Here is a 16,110-nt window from a genome sequence, read left to right on the forward strand (position 1 = left end):
GCGCCGCAGCCCATGAAACTCATCGTCGACGGCGAAGAGGCGCAGGCGACCACGGGTACCACGGGCGCCGAGGTGTTCTTCGACCGGCGCGACGTCGTCGTCATGCGCGTGGACGGGGAGCTGCGCGACCTCGACCAGGTGCTGCCCGAGGGCGCATCGGTGGAGGCCGTGACGCTGGAGGACCCCGCGGGCCTCGAGGTGCTCCGGCACTCCGCCGCCCACGTGATGGCGCAGGCCGTGCAGGCCCTGCGTCCGGGCGCAAAACTCGGGATCGGCCCGTACATCACCGACGGCTTCTACTTCGACTTCGACGTCGAGGAGCCCTTCACACCGGACGAGCTCAAGCAGCTCGAGAAGATGATGCTGAAGATCGTCAACGCGAACCAGCGCTTCGTGCGCCGTGTCGTGTCCGAGGACGAGGCCCGCGAGGCGATGAAGGACGAGCCGTACAAGCTCGAGCTGATCGGGCTCAAGGGCGGGGCGACCGAGGAGGATGGTGCGTCCGTGGAGGTCGGCGCCGGCGAGCTGACCATCTACGAGAACGTGGATCGCAAGTCCGGCGACGTCGTCTGGCAGGATCTCTGCCGCGGCCCGCACCTGCCGAACACCAAGGTCATCTCCAACGCCTACGCGCTGACCCGTTCGGCCGCCGCCTACTGGCGCGGGAGCGAGAAGAACAAGCAGCTGCAGCGCATCTACGGCACGGCGTGGCCCACCAAGGACGCCCTCAAGGCGTACCAGGAGCGCCTCGCCGAGGCCGAACGCCGAGACCACCGGCGTCTCGGCACCGAACTGGACCTCTTCTCCTTCCCGGACGAGCTCGGCTCGGGCCTCCCGGTGTTCCATCCCAAGGGTGGAATCATCCGCAAGGCGATGGAGGACTACTCGCGCCAGCGCCACACCGACGCCGGATACGAGTTCGTCTACACGCCCCACATCACGAAGGGGCACCTGTACGAGGTCTCGGGCCACCTCGACTGGTACCGCGACGGCATGTTCCCGGCGATGCACGTGGACGAGGAGCTCAACGAGGACGGTTCGGTGCGCAAGCCCGGGCAGGACTACTACCTCAAGCCCATGAACTGCCCCATGCACAACCTGGTCTTCCGCTCCCGCGGGCGCTCCTACCGCGAACTGCCGCTGCGGCTGTTCGAGTTCGGGTCGGTGTACCGCTACGAGAAGTCCGGTGTGATCCACGGTCTGACCCGCGTGCGGGGGATGACCCAGGACGACGCCCACATCTACTGCACGCGTGAGCAGATGAAGGACGAGCTCACCGGGACGCTGAACTTCGTGCTCGGCCTGCTGAAGGACTACGGCCTCGAGGACTTCTACCTCGAGCTCTCCACGCGCAATCCCGAGAAGTCCGTCGGTTCGGACGAGATCTGGGACGAGGCCACGCGCACGCTGGCCGAGGTCGCCGAGGCCTCCGGCCTGGACCTCGTGCCCGATCCCGGGGGCGCCGCCTTCTACGGGCCCAAGATCTCGGTCCAGGCGCGTGACGCGATCGGGCGCACCTGGCAGATGTCGACCATCCAGCTGGACTTCAACCTGCCCGAGCGGTTCGAGCTCGAGTACCAGGCCGCGGACGGGTCACGCCAGCGCCCCGTCATGATCCACCGGGCCCTCTTCGGCTCGATCGAGCGCTTCATGGGCGTGCTCACGGAGCACTACGCCGGCGCGTTCCCCGCCTGGCTGGCGCCTGTGCAGGTCCTCGCCATCCCCGTGGCCGAGGCATTCAACGACTACCTGTACGACGTCGTCGACAAGCTGAAGGCGGAGGGCATCCGGGCGCAGGTGGACGCCGGCTCCGATCGCTTCCCGAAGAAGATCCGCACGGCCAGCAAGGAGAAGGTGCCGTTCGTCCTGATCGCGGGCGGAGAGGACCAGGAGGCCAACGCCGTGTCCTTCCGGTTCCGTGACGGCAGCCAGGACAACCAGGTCCCGGTGGACGAGGCCGTCCGCCGGATCGTGGAGGCGGTCCGCAGCAGGGAAGCCACCGTCTGATGGGGGTGGGGGATGAGGGTACGCCCGCGGGCGCTTCGACCGGTGTCTATCCGGGGGACGTCGACGTGACCGACGACGTCGGGCTTGCGGGTGTACCGGATGCCTTCCAGCGGCTGTGGACCCCGCACCGTCTCGCCTACATCAAGGGCGGGCAGGACCAGGTGACGTCCGAGCACACGTGTCCCTTCTGCCGGGCTCCCCACCAGACGGACGAGGAGGCGCTGATCGTGCACCGGGGTCGCCACGCCTTCGTGCTGCTCAACCTTTTCCCCTACAACGCCGGCCACCTGCTGGTCTGCCCGTACCGGCACGTGCCGGACTACACGGACGTGGACGAGGCGGAGACGGCGGAGATCGCCGCGCTCACACAGACTGCCATGCGGGTGCTGCGCCGCGTCGCGAGCCCGACCGGGTTCAACCTCGGGATGAACCAGGGTGCCACGGGCGGTGCGGGCATCGCGGCCCACCTGCACCAGCACGTGGTGCCGAGATGGGGCGGGGACGGCAACTTCCTGCCGATCATCGCGCAGACGAAAGCCATGACACAGACACTCGGCGAGGTCCGCGAGCAGGTCGCGGCCGCCTGGCCGGTGAGCGACGACGAAACCGGTGCGGCGGGATCGACGGCTCCATGCTGAACCGGTACGCGCGCGGCTTCTTCACGCGGCTCTTCACCCCGCTCGCGCGGCTGCTGCTGCGATGGGGCGTCACGCCCGATGCCGTCACGATCGCGGGCACCGTCGGTGTGGCGGGCGCCGCCCTCGTTTTCTACCCGATCGGCCAGCTGTTCTGGGGCACCGTCGTGATCACGCTGTTCGTCTTCTCCGACGTGATCGACGGCATCATGGCGCGCATGAAAGGCTCCGGCGGGCCCTGGGGCAGCTTCCTGGACTCCACCCTGGACCGCATCGCCGACGGTGCTCTCTTCGCCGCCGTCGCCATCTGGTTCTTCACGGGCGGCCACAATCCGGCCATCGCGATCGCGGCCCTCGCCTGCCTGGTCCTCGGGATGATCGTGTCCTACGCACGCGCCAAGGCCGAGTCCCTGGGCTTCACGGCCAATGTCGGAGTGGCCGAGCGCGCCGAGCGCCTCGTGTCCGTCCTCGTGGTCACCGGCCTGACGGGACTGGGACTGCCCCAGGGATTCCTCCTGGTCGTCCTCGTGGTCCTGGCGCTGGCGAGCCTCGTCACGGTGTACCAGCGCGTCCGCGCGGTGCGGCGCCAGTCGCTCGAGGCGCCGTCGCCGTCCTGACGCCGGTCGCTCGAGCGGTGGTCCGCTCTCAGCAGGCCGACGCGAAGGCCGCCTGCGGCACGGCCGAGCCCGGCGTGTGGAGGCGCAGGGGCGAGAGCGCTGAACCGAGTGCCGAGAGGTAGTCGGCGCGACGCTTGGGGGAGGCCTTCGCAGGAGTTGCCGGCCTGGCCGCTGCGGCGTCGCCGTAGTGGGTCGTCATGCCCTCCTGGAGCATCTTCAGCGCCTCGGACTTCTGCTGGGACACGGCCGAGTGCGTGATCCCGAGATCGGCGGCGACCTCGCTCACCGAACGGCCCTCGAAGAAGACCTGTTCGATGATGTGGCGCATCCGCAGCGGAAGGTGCTTGACGGCGACCCGAAGATGCCGGATCTGTTCCTCGGCGAGGATGGAGGCCTCGGGCAGCTGGTCAGCGCTCGGGACGAAATCGAGCACCATCTCATCGAGGGTGTGGACCGAGCGTGCGGCGTCGTCGAGGGCCGTCTGTACTTCCTGCCGGCTGATGCCGAGGGTGCTCGCCAGTTCGTCGGTGGACGGCCGACGGCCGAGGGATGCCGCGAGCGCATCCTGCGCTGCGAGCGTGTCACCGATCCGACGGCGGACGGACCGCGGGGCCCAGTCCTGGGAGCGCATCTCGTCGGCGAAGGCGCCGGTGATCCGACGCCGCGCGTAGGCGCCGAAGGGCACCCCCAGCGAGGAATCGAAGGAGTCGGCCGACGTCACGAGGGCGATCGCACCCACCGAGGCCATGTCGTCACGCGACAGGTGCGTGGCGCGCGCGCAGAGCGCCGAGACGAGGTACCCGACCAGAGGCAGGTTGTCGACGATGAGTTTTTCACGGTCACGTGAATGCATGAGCAAGCTCCCCAGCCGCTTGTGCGAATACCGTCGAAACAGATCCAGGAGATCCGCCCGTCGGTCGATGTCCTCCTGAAAGTATCAGCGCCGTTCCCACGGATCCGGGTGCTGTGGCCAATCTTGTGCAAAGGCTGAGTTTCGCCCGTCGGACCCCGGTCAGGCGGTGCCGATGCGCAAGAACACCTCAAGCGGGGGCGTGGCCCCATCGGGTCAGGACGCGCGCCGCCGCTGGAAAGGATCATGGTCCACGGTGAGGCTCATCGTGTGTTCCACGGGGTCGGCGCACAGGATGTCGTGCATGAGGGCGAGCCATTCGAGCGCGGTGCTGCGCTCCGTGAAGTACTCGGCCGGGTACGCGGCCTGCTCGTAGGGTGCGGACAGCATGCGGTCCATCGGCTCGGCGCCGACGAGGGCGCACGCGAGGATGTCCCGGGCGGAGGTGAGGACGCGCCGGGCTCCCGGCGAGATGGACCGCACGCGGCCGAGCTCGAAGAGCAGCACGTACTGGCGGTTCCCCGTCAGGTCGAAGCTCTGCCGGAGGATCTCGACGGCGTCGCCCTCCGTGATCACGGACCCCTGGTCGACCCGCAGGAGCACCGCGCACCGTTCGAGGCGCTGGAGGACGAAGGGGCGGGAGGGCTTGCTGCTGGTCATGGTCTCTTTCGCCGGTCTCGGAGGAGCTGCACCGGACGACCGAACCACGTGTATTGCTCGAGACCTGAGGGATCGCCGGAGGATCCATCATAGGCACCGGCGGACCGTCCGCCGGAACCCGGTCGGTCCATGACGCGACCGGGTTCCGACGTCGCGCCTCATCGGTGCCGTCTACCGCGTGCATGCTGCGATCGATGATTCCGGGCCGGCTGAACCGTCCAACGGGTATCAGTCATGCACTCCGGAAGGACAGCACCATGCCACCCCTCGGATTCCAGCCCGCGGACCTGCAGATCGTCTCGGAGGGGGACCTGCTGCTGCTGCAGGCGGGCAGGGCCGCACCGGGTCCGGGACGTGGAGGCGACGGACCGGGGCGTCGGGCCTCTCCCTGGGCGGCGGAGGCCGTGGACCGCGTGCTGGACGAGCTCGATCGCAGGGACGCGGCGGTCACGGCCTGACCGGACGGGCAAGGTCCCGTCCGGTCAGGTGATGCCGAGCGTGCTCAGGCTCCGGGTTGCGGGGTGGTCGGTGCCGATCCGATGGACCAGACGCGCGGAGGCACTGCGCCGTTGACCGCGTGGTCGCCGACGATCCGCGCCTTGAACACCCAGGGGTTGTGGTTGGCGGCCGTGCGCGCGTTCCGCCAGTGGCGGTCGAAGTTCTTCGACGTACTCACCCCGGAGGCCGCGAGCGCATTGAACACGTCGGAGGTGGCCCGGGTGGCCAGCGCCGAGAGGACCACCTGTGCCTTCGCCGTCTCGAGCTCCGCGATGTCGTTGCGCCGCTCGTCCTCGACGTCGTCGTCGAGGAACGCACCCTCGTAGGCGTGCTGCAGCGCCCTCGCGGCACGCTCGACCGTCGCGCCGGCCGCATATGCCGCCGCGGAGACCTCGCCGATGACCTGCAGGATCTGCGGATCGGCTGCGAACGACGACGCATTGCCGTGGCTGAAGATACGCGTCCTGTTGCGAACCTCGTGGGCGACGTCCCGCTCCGCAGCCGTGATGGTGCCCGCGAGGACGGCGAGGAGAACCGCCTGGTAGAACGCGGTCTGGTACTTGAACCGCGTGTCGAAGTCGATGACGTTCTCGGCGTCGACGCGTGCTGCGTCGAAGGTGGAGGTCCCGGACCCCGTGGTCTGCTGACCGAAGCCGTCCCAGTCATCCGCGTGGGTCACCCCCGGCTGATGCGCGCTGACCACCGCGATCACCTTGACGCCGTTGTCAGTGCGCTGGGCGAAGGTGTCGATCCAGTCCACGAAGATGCTGCCCGTGGAGTAGTACTTGGTGCCGCTGACGCGGAAGCCGCCGTCGTTCCTGTCCGGGTCGGGGCTGACCTTCGTGATCACGTCGCCGATGGTGACCCCGCCCACCTCGGTCCAGGAGTTGCCGACCGTCTCGCCCGCCACGAATCGCTTCAGCCAGGCAGTGCGCTGCGGGCCGGTGGAGACGAGCCGGTCCTCGACGAAGGCGAAGTGCGCGCGGAGCGCTTGCGGGATGTTCGAATCCGCTGCCGCGAGTTCGGTGAGGAGCCGGAACAGCTGGGGGAGTGAGGCGCCGAAGCCGCCGTCGGCCGCAGGAACCCGGAGAGCGCCGAAGCCGGCGTCGATCAGGGACCTGATCTCTGCGCGGGGCAACTCGTGCTCGCGCTCCCGGCGCGATGCGCCCTCGGCGATCCGTGCGAAGAGGGGGCGGAAGCGGGCGGCGAGGAGTTCGTAGTCGGCGTCGGCGGCGGGATGGGCGTGGGTCAGGGTGGTCATGGCGAACCTTTCGGGGGTGGGTGAGTAGTCAGCTAGTCAGGCAAGCAGGCAGTCAGTCAGGTCAGGCGGTGACGGGTGTCCGTGGTGCTGCGACCGGTTGTACGGGGCGGGCACCGACGGTCGCCGCGACCGCGTACAGGACCCCGAGGACGACGGCGGAGATGATGACGGCCGTGACGTCGGTGGGCCAGACGCCGGTCAGGCCGAGAGCGGCCGGGAGTACTGTGCTGCAGGTGCCGACGAGGATCGCGCTCCACGCGGTGACGCTCGTCAGCCGGGCGGCGCCGCGGGCCAGCAGCAGGAAGAAGAGCGTCCAGAGCACCGCCCAGCTCAGCCACAGCACGGAGGTCAGGGGGTCGCGGGCTGCCGAGGTGGCCGCGAAGCCGAGGGCGAGTACCGCGACGAATCCGCAGAACCAGCCGACGCCGGCGGACCCGAGGCCGGCCACCGAGCTCAGCCCGACATACAGGTAGGTGAGCCCGAACAGGACGATCCCCGCGGCCGAGGTGGCCGCGCCGGTGCCGCCGGTCGATGCGATCAGCAGGGCGATGCCCAGCTGCAGTGCACCGATGGCCAGGTTGAAGAAGCCGGAGTCGCGAGCCGGGACGCGACCCAGCAGGCCGAGGCCGTTGATCAGGAGGGCTGCTCCGGAGAGCAGGAGGCAGATGTACGACATGGAGGTCCCATCGACGGGACGCAGACCCGAAGTCCGCGCCGTGCTTGCCCGGCGCGGTGTGCGCAGGGCCGGATCGTCACCTGGGGCACCCCGCCACGGAGGGGGTTGCCGTCCGACGAGCCAGGGCTTCGCGTCGGAACTCTTGATCTGTGCTCCCGAGACTATGCGGTGCGCATCACCCGGTGGAGCAATGCGACGAAAGGTGACGGGAGGTGACGTCCTGTGTCATGTCCCCGAGCCGCCCCGTCCGGTGCCACGCGACCCCCGTCCACGGGGGAACATCAGGGCCCCGTGCGGTGTTGTACCGGGTGATGACGACACCCCTGGATCAGGACCTGACCACGATCACGCCCACCCGTCTGTGGGTCCCCAGACACGTGGTGGTCACGCGCGCGGCGGCCGAGTTGCCGCACACCGCCGAGATCATCCGCCGCTGCGAGGCGGCCGGCGTCGAGGACATCCGGATCCTCAGGGGTAACGCACTGACGGGTCTGCGCGGCGCCACCGAGCGCGAGACCTACGCGTCCGCCAAGAACACGCTTGCCGTCGTCGTCGCGCCGCCCAGCGCCCTCAGACCGCAGCCCATCCCGCCGAGCGCCGACTGGCGCATCGACCTCGCGAAGGGATGCCCGGCCCACTGCCAGTACTGCTACCTCGCCGGGTCCCTGCAGGGGCCGCCCGTGACCCGGGTCTACGCCAATCTCGACGACGTGCTGGAGGGCGTCCGCACGCATGCGGGTCGGGGCACGGTCACCAGCGGAACCATCGAGCGCGGCGGCGAGGGGACCACCTTCGAGATGTCCTGCTACACGGACCCGCTGGGGATCGAGAGCGTGACGGGTTCGCTCGCCGCGGCGATCTCGCGCGTGGGCTCGGGTGAGTTCGGCGAGGACGTCCAGTTGCGTTTCACCACCAAGTTCGACGACGTCGGCGAGTTGGTGACGCTGGACCACGGGCGCAGGACGCGCGTGAGGTTCTCCGTAAACGCCGCGGAGGTGGCGAGCCGCTTCGAGGGCGGCACGGCGCGCATGCCGGCCAGGCTCTCGGCGCTCCGTTCGGTGGCCGCGGCCGGATACCGCGTGGGGCTGACCATCGCACCGATCATGCCCGTCCCCGGCTGGCGGGACCAGTACGGGGCCCTGCTGGACGACGTCGCCCGGGCTGTCGCCGGCATCGATGATCTCGATCTGACGGCGGAGATCATCACGCACCGCTTCACCCCCGCCAGCAAGGAGGTGCTGCTCGGTTGGTATCCGAACACGAAGCTCGAGATGGACGAGGAGCTGCGAAGCCGGAAGCGTTCGAAGTTCGGCGGGGTGAAGTATGTGTATCCGAAGGACACCATGGCGGAGATGCGCACCTGGTTCGTCGAGGAGCTGGGGCGGCGCGTTCCGGCGGCGCGCCTCCTGTACTGGACCTGACCGCCCGGCACCCGTTCGTCATCGACGGCGGGACGACGGCGCGCGGCGACGGAGGGCGGCTGCGGAGGGCAGCGGGCGGTTCGGTCTCCGGGCGTCGCAGGGGAGCAGGGCAGCACTGCCGGCGGCGTATCATGAAGTGTCACTTTTTTTCTACCTTTAGGGGCAAGTTGTGTCCACCGTTGAAGACAATTCGGCAACCACAGCACAGACCGGCGGTAACCGGGTCAAGCGCGGAATGGCCGAAATGCTCAAGGGCGGCGTCATCATGGATGTCGTCACAGCCGATCAGGCCCGCATCGCCGAGGACGCCGGTGCGGTAGCCGTCATGGCGCTCGAGCGGGTTCCCGCGGACATCCGTGCCCAGGGCGGCGTATCCCGGATGAGCGATCCCGACATGATCGACAGCATCATCGAGGCCGTGTCCATCCCCGTCATGGCCAAGGCGCGGATCGGCCACTTCGTGGAGGCGCAGGTCCTGCAGTCCCTCGGCGTCGACTACATCGACGAGTCGGAGGTCCTCACGCCGGCCGACTACACGAACCACATCGACAAGTGGAAGTTCACGGTTCCTTTCGTGTGCGGCGCGACCAACCTCGGCGAGGCCCTGCGTCGCATCAACGAGGGTGCGGCGATGATCCGTTCGAAGGGAGAGGCCGGGACCGGCGACGTCTCGAACGCCACGATGCACATGCGCACCATCCGCGCGGAGCTCAACCGCCTGTCGTCGATGGCGGAGGACGAGCTCTATGTCGCTGCGAAGGAACTTCAGGCGCCCTACGAGCTCGTCAAGGAGGTGGCCTCCGCGGGCCGCCTGCCGGTGGTCCTGTTCACCGCCGGCGGCATCGCGACGCCCGCCGACGCCGCCATGATGATGCAGCTCGGCGCTGACGGCGTCTTCGTCGGCTCCGGCATCTTCAAGTCCGGCAACCCGGCGGAGCGTGCCAACGCGATCGTCCAGGCGACCACGTTCCACGACGATCCGGACATGATCGCCAAGGTCTCGCGCGGACTGGGCGAAGCCATGGTCGGCATCAACGTGGACGAGATCCCGCAGCCGCACCGCCTCGCCGAGCGCGGCTGGTAACAGCGCCGCCCTCGCGGTAGAGCACGGCGAGCAACGACAGGAGGACCGCAGCCCCCGGGCTGCGGTCCTCCTGCTGTTCCGGCCCGGTGATCCCGAGCAGGGCTTTCCCGATCTGGTGTGCCACCGGGCGACGGACGGGTCACCTGGCTCAGAGCGGCAGCGAGATCGTCTTCCCGCGGCCCAGCAGCGTGAAGCCGCGTCGGGCGAAGAACTCGGAGCCCTGGGGGGTTGCGTTGACCGCGAGGTCGAGTGCGCCGGCCGCCGCAGCCCGCCGGGCGGTCGTCGCCACGAGCGAGGTCGCGAGCCCCTGCCGTTGGTGGTCCGGGAGGACCTCGAGGTGATGGATACCGCCGAGGCCGCGCAGCCCCGCGACGCCGGAGGGGTAGAAGGAGTAGGCGGCTCCGGTGATGTTCCCGGTGCCGGCCGATCGCGAAACCGCGTGCCACGCCTGCCTGGGCTGCGACCGCACCACGCGCAGTTCCTGGGCCAGGGGTCCGGAATAGTCGGGTACCTCGTCCGTCAGCCGCGCGGCGCCGTCGTGCCCGCTGCCGCCCACTCCGCGCGGCGCGCTGCCGTCGTGGCGGACGACCGCGGACACCGGCGCAGCCATCCACCACGGCTGCCAGCTCGGCTGGAAGCCCAGGTCGCGGAGTTCGACGGCGTCAACGGCGCCGTTGAGCCAGGCGCGCACCGAGGCGGCACCGAGCCGGACCCCCTCGGCCAGCGCGGGCCGCACAGCGGAGGCGCTGACCGAGGACGGGAACATCAGCGCCAGTTCCCTGCGGGCCGGCAGCCACACCCAGGTGTTCCCGTGGGTCGAGAAGGTCTTCCCGCCCGTCGCGGACGCCAGCGCCGACGACCACGCCGTCTGCAGCCGCTGGCACTGCGCGATGGTCACCACGGGGAGCCGCCACCAGGCTCCGACGTCATGCCAGGCCCCGGCGGACCAGCAGCGGCTGGAGCTCGGCATCGCGCCCGCGGAACCGCCGGAACGCCTCCAGCGGGTCGATGCTGTTGCCGCGGGACAGGAGCTCGCGCCGGAAGTGATCGCCGTTGCCGCGCGTCAGTCCCCCCGAGGACCTGAACCACTCGACGGTGTCGGCGTCGAGCATCTCGCTCCAGATGTAGGCGTAGTAGGAGGCGGCATAGCCGCCCGCGAAGATGTGCTTGAAGTAGGAGGTGCGGTAGCGCGGCGGAACGGGTGCGAAGTCCAGACCGGCATCGGCGAGCGCAGCCGCCTCGAAGGCCAGCGGGTCCTCGATCACGGTGCCGGCGGGGATGGAGTGCCAGGCGAGGTCGAGCAGCGCGGCGCCGAGGTACGCCGTGGTCTCGAAGCCCTCGCCCCACGCACCCGCGGCGTGGATCCTGTCGATCACGTCCTGGGGGAGGGCCTCGCCGGTCTCGTGGTGTCGCGCGTAGTGCGCGACGATCTCGGGCCACAGGATCCACATCTCGTTGACCTGGGACGGATACTCCACGAAGTCGCGGGGCACGGAGGTGCCGGAGAACAGGGGATAGGTGACGTCCGAGAACAACCCGTGCAGGGCGTGGCCGAACTCGTGGAACGTGGTGACCACCTGGTCGTAGGAGAGCAGCGTCGGCTCACCCTCACCGGGCCTCGAGATGTTGAGGTTGTTGATGACGACCGCGCGGGTGCCCTCGAGCGCGGACTGGTCCACGAAGGAGTTCATCCAGGCACCGCCGCTCTTGGTGTCGCGCGTGTAGTAGTCGCCGAGGAACAGGCCGAGACCCGAGCCGTCCTCGTTGAAGACCTCCCACACGCGCACGTCCGGGTGGTAGCCGATGAGGTCGGGGCGTTCCGTGAAGGTGAGCCCGTACAACCGGTTCGCGGCGAAGAAGACTCCCTCGTTGATGACGCGTTCCAGGTCGAAGTACGGACGCAGTGCGTCCAGGTCGACGTCGAACTTCGCCTTGCGGACCCGGGACGCGTAGAAGGCCCAGTCCCAGGGCTCGATGGCGTGACCGGCCGCCGTCTCGAGCTCCTCCGCCTCGCTCCTGGCGTTCCGCACGGCCGGGGCGGCGAGCTCGCGCATCCGGTCCGTGATCGCCTCCAGCGACGGCGCCGTCTGGTTGTCGGTCGCTGCGGCCGCATGGGTGTCGAAGCCCAGGAGGGCGGCACGCTCGGCCCGGAGGGACGCCATGCGGGTGGCGATGGCGAGGGTGTCGGCGTCGTTCCCGCGGGCGCCGCGGTTCACCGACGCCTCGTGCAGCCGCCGTCGGACGCCGCGGTCGGTCAGCAGTTCGAGCGCGGGCTGCGCGGTCGGCAGGATCAGCGTCAGCAGATATTTTCCCTCGTGGCCGGCGTCGGCCGCGGCACCCGCGGCGGCGGAGATGGCATCGGCGGACAGTCCGTCGAGCTCCTCGGCCGAGTCGAGGAGCAGCGCGGAATCATTGGTGTCCTTCAGCAGTTTCTGCGAGAACTCGGTCCTGAGTGCGGAGAGTTCGGAATTCAGGCGCCGGAGTGTGGCCTGGGAGTCGTCGTCGAGCTCCGCACCCGCCCTGACGAAGCTCTTCAGGTATTCCTCCACGAGCCGGACCGACTCGTCGTCGAGCCCGTCCAGTGGTACCTCCCGCAGCCGCGCGAACAGCGCGCGGTTCAGCGTGATGTTGTCCTCGTGCTCGGCGAGGCGGGGCGCAATCTGCTGCTCCAGGTCCTGGATGAAGGGCGTCGCGTGGCTGACGGAGTTGCTGAAGAACACGGTCGCGACACGGTGCAGGGTGGCGCCGGCGCGCTCCAGCGCCACCACCGTGTTCTCGAACGTCGGCACCTCCCCGGAGTCCGTGATGGCATCGATCTCGGCGAGATGCTCGGCGAACCCTGCGTCGAAGGCCGGGAGGTAGTGCTCGTCCCGGATGGAGGCGAAGGGTGGCAGCTGATAGTCGAGCGTGCTCGGCTCGAAGAAAGGGTTGCTCATGAGAACTAACTTTTGCACGTCGGTGCCCGTGTGCGCACTACCCCGGACGCTCACCCGGGGGCAGCCGCGGACCTCGTCCGCGTAGGATCGACCCGTGGAACGACGCACCGGCATCAGGACCGCCCCTCGGTGGATTGCTCTTCCTGACGGGCTGATGTGAGTACGTCGCCGGAATCGAGCGTATGGCCGATCACGGATGCCGGTTTCCGCCGCTCGGAGGTGACGGCCGTGATCGGTCGCGGCGACGAGTGCTGGCAGCGGGCCGCCACGGCTGTCCTTTGCTGGGCGGTGAAGACCAGGAGCGGTTTCCGGGTGAAGGACGCGCGCCCGGTCGAGCAGGGCGCGCAGCTCGCCGTGACGGTGCGATTCCTCGGGTTCACGGTCGTCGAACCCGTCGAGGTGGTCACCGTCGTCCGAAGCGACGAGCGCGCCGGCTTCTCCTATCGCACGCTCCCCGGGCATCCCGTGGCGGGCGAAGAAGCCTTCATCGTCCACCGGAGGGGCGACGAGGTCCGCCTCACCATCCGGTCGCTCACCCGTCCGGCTGCCCGTCAGCCGTGGCGCGCGCTCTTTCCCCTCCTCCTCGTCGCCCAGCGCCTGGTGCGGCGCCGCTACGTCCGGGCGCTGCGCTGAGGTGGCTGCGGCGCGGCAGCCCACGGCTGTCGTTCCCGGCAGCGGTGCGCGTCCGGCCGGGTGACGCCGTGCACGCCTGAGTACATGGGTACATGTACTCTCGAGGGATGGATACGCTCACCCACCACACCGTGCTGGCCAGGTTCGGTTATGCCCTGTCCGACCCGGTCCGACCCGGTCCGGGCCCGGGTCCTGCTCGCGCTGAGGGAAGCACCGTCCTATCCGGGCGATCTCGCGAGCCTGGCGGGCGTGAGCAAGCAGCGGCTCTCAAATCATCTGGCCTGCCTGCGGGGATGCGGGCTGGTCGTCGCCGTTCCGGAGGGCCGGCGGGTCCGCTACGAACTGGCTGACCGGAAGCTCGGTGATGCGCTGGCGGCACTGCTCGAGGTCGTGATCGTCAGCGAGCCGGGGTGCTGCTGCACCACGAAGGAGAACCACGTCGACGGAGAGGCCTGCTGCTGATGTCCACCCACACGTCAACCACGTCGGACCGATCGGGGCGACCTGCGCCGACCACGGCACGCCGCGCGGTCCTGTCCCGGCGCATCCGTCTCTTCGTCGCAGCGACGATCACATACAACGTCGTCGAAGCCGTCGTCGCGATCAGTGCCGGCACGGTGGCGTCCTCGAGCGCCCTGATCGGCTTCGGTCTGGACTCGATCGTGGAGGTGCTGTCCGCGGCCGCGGTGGCGTGGCAGTTCGCCGGCCGGGACCCGGAAGCCCGTGAGAAGACCGCGCTGCGCCTGATCGCGTTCTCCTTCTTCGGCCTCGCCGCGTTCGTGGGTTTCGATGCGATCCGTAGCCTGCTCGGCGGGGCGGAGGCCGAGCACTCCCTGGTCGGGATCATCCTGGCCGCGGTCAGTCTCGCTGTGATGCCGTTCCTGTCCTGGGCGCAGCGCCGCGCCGGGCGCGAGCTCGGGTCACGCTCTGCTGTCGCGGACTCCAAGCAGACCCTGCTCTGTACCTACCTGTCCGGTGTCCTCCTGGTCGGCCTCCTCCTCAACAGCACGCTCGGCTGGTCCTGGGCCGACCCGATCGCCGCGCTGATCATCGCCGCCGTCGCCATCAAGGAAGGCCGCGAGGCGTGGAAGGGCGACTCCTGCTGCGCCCCGACCTTCGGGAATCTGGACGCGGACGCCGCGGCGGATGTCGAGGGGAAGTCCGCATCGACGACGGGTGGAGCGTCCTGCGCGTGCTGCGCCCACGACTAGCGGGACCGAGCAGGACTTCGATCCACCGGGTCCCGGCCAGCAGCCGGATCCGAGCATGACAACGCATTCAGCCGACGAGGAGACCTCCCTGTGCCGACCCCCGCACCCACGACCAGTACGAAGCCCCGCACGAAGGCGGGCCTGAGCCTGCCGAACCGCATCGCGATCGGCCTCCTCGTCGCCGCTGCCCTCGTCGTCGGCCTTGTGGTCCTCGTCAGCGCACTCGGCGACGACGAGGGGCAGGCTGCCGGCACGACCTCCACCGCCGAGGTCGTGCGCGATGACAGCCACCGCCTGTACCAGGCACCGGACGAGAAGGCAGTCCTGGTCGAGTTCCTCGACTTCGAGTGCGAATCCTGCCTCGCGGCGTACCCGGTCGTGGAGGACCTCTCGGAGGACTACGGGGAGCATCTGACGATCGTCTCCCGGTACTTCCCGCTGCCGGGGCACCCGAACTCCGAGACCGCTGCTGCCGCCGTCGAGGCTGCCGCGCAGCAGGGCAGGTTCAAGGACATGCACGCCCGCATGTACGACACTCAGACCGAGTGGAGCCACACCAACGAGGACCGCTCCCCGGTCTTCCGGGGCTACGCCGAAGACCTCGGTCTCGACCTGGCGGAGTACGACGCGGCGATCGCCGATCCGGCGACGATGGAGCGCGTGAACGCGGACAAGGCGGACGGCATGGCCCTGGAGGTGCAGGGAACCCCGACGTTCTTCCTCGAGGGCCGGATGATCCAGCCCGCGACGATCGAGGAGTTCCGCAGCCTCATCGAAACCGCCATCGCGGACTGAATGCCATGGCACACACCTCCGACGGCGTCGGATCCCACCCGGAAGCCGGCCACGACACGGACGCCGCCGCACCCGCGATCACGCGCAGGGTCCCCTTCGGGATCATGCTCGTGGTCACCGGTATCACCGGCTGGATCGCAGCGGGCATCCTGATCCTCGAAAAACTCCAGCTACTGAAGGACCCGGCTCACGTCACCAGCTGTGACATCAACCCGTGGGTGTCCTGCGGCCGGGTCATGGAGACCTGGCAGTCCGAGGTCTTCGGCTTCCCCAACCCCTTCATCGGACTCGTCGGTTTCACCATCATCATCACCACGGGGATGGCCCTGCTCGCCGGAGCCCGCTTCGATCGTTGGTACTGGGTGGGCCTGCAGGCAGGTGTCGCACTCGGTGCGGTGTTCGCGATCTGGCTCTGGAGCCAGGCCCTGTTCGACATCTACATCCTCTGCCTCTACTGCATGATCGTCTGGGCGGCGATGATCCCCCTGGTCATCCTCACGACCGTCCGCAACCTGGTCCACGGGGTCATCCCCGCACCCCGGGCCCTCACCCGCGTCCTCGGGGAATGGGTCGGGCCGATCATCGTCGTGGCCTACCTCGCCGTCGCCGCCTCCGTGTTCTTCCGCTTCCTGCACGTCTTCATCTGACGCGGCGCGTCGATGCCCCGCGGGCGCGTCATCGAGCGCCGGCGGCAGGACATCTAGCTGTACTGCCCAGGGAGGTTGGTTAGCCGGGTGATGGGTGGTTTGCCTCCGATGGCGGTGTGGGGCCTGTGGTGATTGTATTCGTGGAGCCAGCCCGGTAGTGCTGCCCGGCGGGCTGATTC

General features: G+C 69.1%; 18 protein-coding genes and 1 riboswitch. Of the genes, 11 read left to right on the forward strand and 7 right to left on the reverse strand.

Going from position 1 to position 16,110, the window contains the following annotated elements; genetic code table 11:
* The first annotated feature begins 12 nt into the window (after window positions 1-12).
* Genes thrS through pgsA form a run of 3 tightly spaced genes read left to right on the forward strand, consistent with a single transcriptional unit; the run spans window position 13 to window position 3,259 of the window.
* Complete coding sequence (gene thrS / locus FJV46_RS12340) at window positions 13-2,007, forward strand: threonine--tRNA ligase (RefSeq protein WP_370684663.1); 1,995 nt, start codon at window positions 13-15, stop codon at window positions 2,005-2,007.
* Window positions 2,007-2,645, forward strand: coding sequence for an HIT family protein (locus FJV46_RS12345; RefSeq protein WP_087026331.1), 639 nt, complete (start codon window positions 2,007-2,009; stop codon window positions 2,643-2,645). Before thrS ends, FJV46_RS12345 begins: the two co-directional genes overlap by 1 nt.
* The gene (gene pgsA, locus FJV46_RS12350) at window positions 2,639-3,259 is read left to right on the forward strand and encodes a phosphatidylinositol phosphate synthase (RefSeq protein WP_087026334.1); all 621 of its coding nucleotides are present in this window, start codon (window positions 2,639-2,641) and stop codon (window positions 3,257-3,259) included. The genes FJV46_RS12345 and pgsA overlap by 7 nt, the downstream gene beginning before the upstream one ends.
* A gap of 28 nt (window positions 3,260-3,287) precedes the next feature.
* On the opposite strand, the gene FJV46_RS12355 is transcribed toward pgsA, so the two are convergent.
* Window positions 3,288-4,112: a sigma-70 family RNA polymerase sigma factor gene (locus FJV46_RS12355; RefSeq protein WP_087026337.1), complete on the reverse strand. Its 825-nt coding sequence runs from the start codon at window positions 4,110-4,112 to the stop codon at window positions 3,288-3,290.
* A 213-nt stretch (window positions 4,113-4,325) separates the two neighbouring features.
* Window positions 4,326-4,769 (reverse strand): DUF7793 family protein, encoded by a 444-nt coding sequence (locus FJV46_RS12360; protein ID WP_087026339.1) that lies wholly within the window; start codon window positions 4,767-4,769, stop codon window positions 4,326-4,328.
* Window positions 4,770-5,026: 257 nt separating this feature from the next.
* Between FJV46_RS12360 and FJV46_RS12365 the strand changes: the two genes are divergently transcribed.
* A complete protein-coding gene (locus FJV46_RS12365; protein WP_087026342.1) occupies window positions 5,027-5,227 on the forward strand; it encodes a hypothetical protein in 201 nt (66 codons plus the stop codon).
* Window positions 5,228-5,271: 44 nt separating this feature from the next.
* On the opposite strand, the gene FJV46_RS12370 is transcribed toward FJV46_RS12365, so the two are convergent.
* Window positions 5,272-6,528, reverse strand: coding sequence for an acyl-CoA dehydrogenase family protein (locus tag FJV46_RS12370; RefSeq protein ID WP_087026345.1), 1,257 nt, complete (start codon window positions 6,526-6,528; stop codon window positions 5,272-5,274).
* Between the two features lie 61 nt (window positions 6,529-6,589).
* Window positions 6,590-7,204, reverse strand: coding sequence for an AmiS/UreI family transporter (locus FJV46_RS12375; RefSeq protein WP_087026348.1), 615 nt, complete (start codon window positions 7,202-7,204; stop codon window positions 6,590-6,592).
* Between the two features lie 35 nt (window positions 7,205-7,239).
* Window positions 7,240-7,352: riboswitch (SAM riboswitch) on the reverse strand.
* A 163-nt stretch (window positions 7,353-7,515) separates the two neighbouring features.
* Here FJV46_RS12375 and FJV46_RS12380 point away from each other — a divergent pair.
* Both FJV46_RS12380 and pdxS read left to right on the forward strand, forming a co-directional pair.
* Window positions 7,516-8,625, forward strand: coding sequence for a spore photoproduct lyase family protein (locus tag FJV46_RS12380; RefSeq protein WP_087026351.1), 1,110 nt, complete (start codon window positions 7,516-7,518; stop codon window positions 8,623-8,625).
* A 169-nt stretch (window positions 8,626-8,794) separates the two neighbouring features.
* The gene (gene pdxS, locus FJV46_RS12385) at window positions 8,795-9,709 is read left to right on the forward strand and encodes a pyridoxal 5'-phosphate synthase lyase subunit PdxS (protein WP_087026354.1); all 915 of its coding nucleotides are present in this window, start codon (window positions 8,795-8,797) and stop codon (window positions 9,707-9,709) included.
* A 148-nt stretch (window positions 9,710-9,857) separates the two neighbouring features.
* On the opposite strand, the gene FJV46_RS12390 is transcribed toward pdxS, so the two are convergent.
* Both FJV46_RS12390 and FJV46_RS12395 read right to left on the reverse strand, forming a co-directional pair.
* Window positions 9,858-10,610 (reverse strand): GNAT family N-acetyltransferase, encoded by a 753-nt coding sequence (locus FJV46_RS12390; protein WP_158294868.1) that lies wholly within the window; start codon window positions 10,608-10,610, stop codon window positions 9,858-9,860.
* Window positions 10,611-10,635: 25 nt separating this feature from the next.
* A complete protein-coding gene (locus tag FJV46_RS12395; protein WP_087026360.1) occupies window positions 10,636-12,645 on the reverse strand; it encodes a M3 family metallopeptidase in 2,010 nt (669 codons plus the stop codon).
* Between the two features lie 156 nt (window positions 12,646-12,801).
* Between FJV46_RS12395 and FJV46_RS12400 the strand changes: the two genes are divergently transcribed.
* The 5 genes from FJV46_RS12400 to FJV46_RS12420 all read left to right on the forward strand — a co-directional run bounded on the left by FJV46_RS12400 (window position 12,802) and on the right by FJV46_RS12420 (window position 15,931).
* Window positions 12,802-13,278: a DUF1990 family protein gene (locus FJV46_RS12400; protein ID WP_087026362.1), complete on the forward strand. Its 477-nt coding sequence runs from the start codon at window positions 12,802-12,804 to the stop codon at window positions 13,276-13,278.
* 150 nt (window positions 13,279-13,428) lie between these two features.
* Window positions 13,429-13,740 (forward strand): ArsR/SmtB family transcription factor, encoded by a 312-nt coding sequence (locus tag FJV46_RS12405; RefSeq protein WP_306298273.1) that lies wholly within the window; start codon window positions 13,429-13,431, stop codon window positions 13,738-13,740.
* Entirely contained in the window at window positions 13,740-14,489 is a 750-nt protein-coding gene (locus FJV46_RS12410; protein ID WP_087026365.1) for a cation efflux transmembrane domain-containing protein, read from the forward strand. Before FJV46_RS12405 ends, FJV46_RS12410 begins: the two co-directional genes overlap by 1 nt.
* A 90-nt stretch (window positions 14,490-14,579) precedes the next feature.
* Complete coding sequence (locus FJV46_RS12415) at window positions 14,580-15,284, forward strand: DsbA family protein (RefSeq protein WP_087026369.1); 705 nt, start codon at window positions 14,580-14,582, stop codon at window positions 15,282-15,284.
* A gap of 5 nt (window positions 15,285-15,289) precedes the next feature.
* Complete coding sequence (locus tag FJV46_RS12420; RefSeq protein WP_087026373.1) at window positions 15,290-15,931, forward strand: vitamin K epoxide reductase family protein; 642 nt, start codon at window positions 15,290-15,292, stop codon at window positions 15,929-15,931.
* Window positions 15,932-15,984: 53 nt separating this feature from the next.
* Here the strand turns inward: FJV46_RS12420 and FJV46_RS12425 are convergent.
* Window positions 15,985-16,110 (reverse strand): integrase core domain-containing protein (locus FJV46_RS12425; protein WP_140995578.1); only part of this gene is annotated, 126 nt, incomplete at its 5' end.

Origin of the sequence: Arthrobacter agilis, assembly GCF_006494655.1 — a bacterium.
In the GTDB taxonomy this organism is placed as follows: domain Bacteria; phylum Actinomycetota; class Actinomycetes; order Actinomycetales; family Micrococcaceae; genus Arthrobacter_D; species Arthrobacter_D agilis.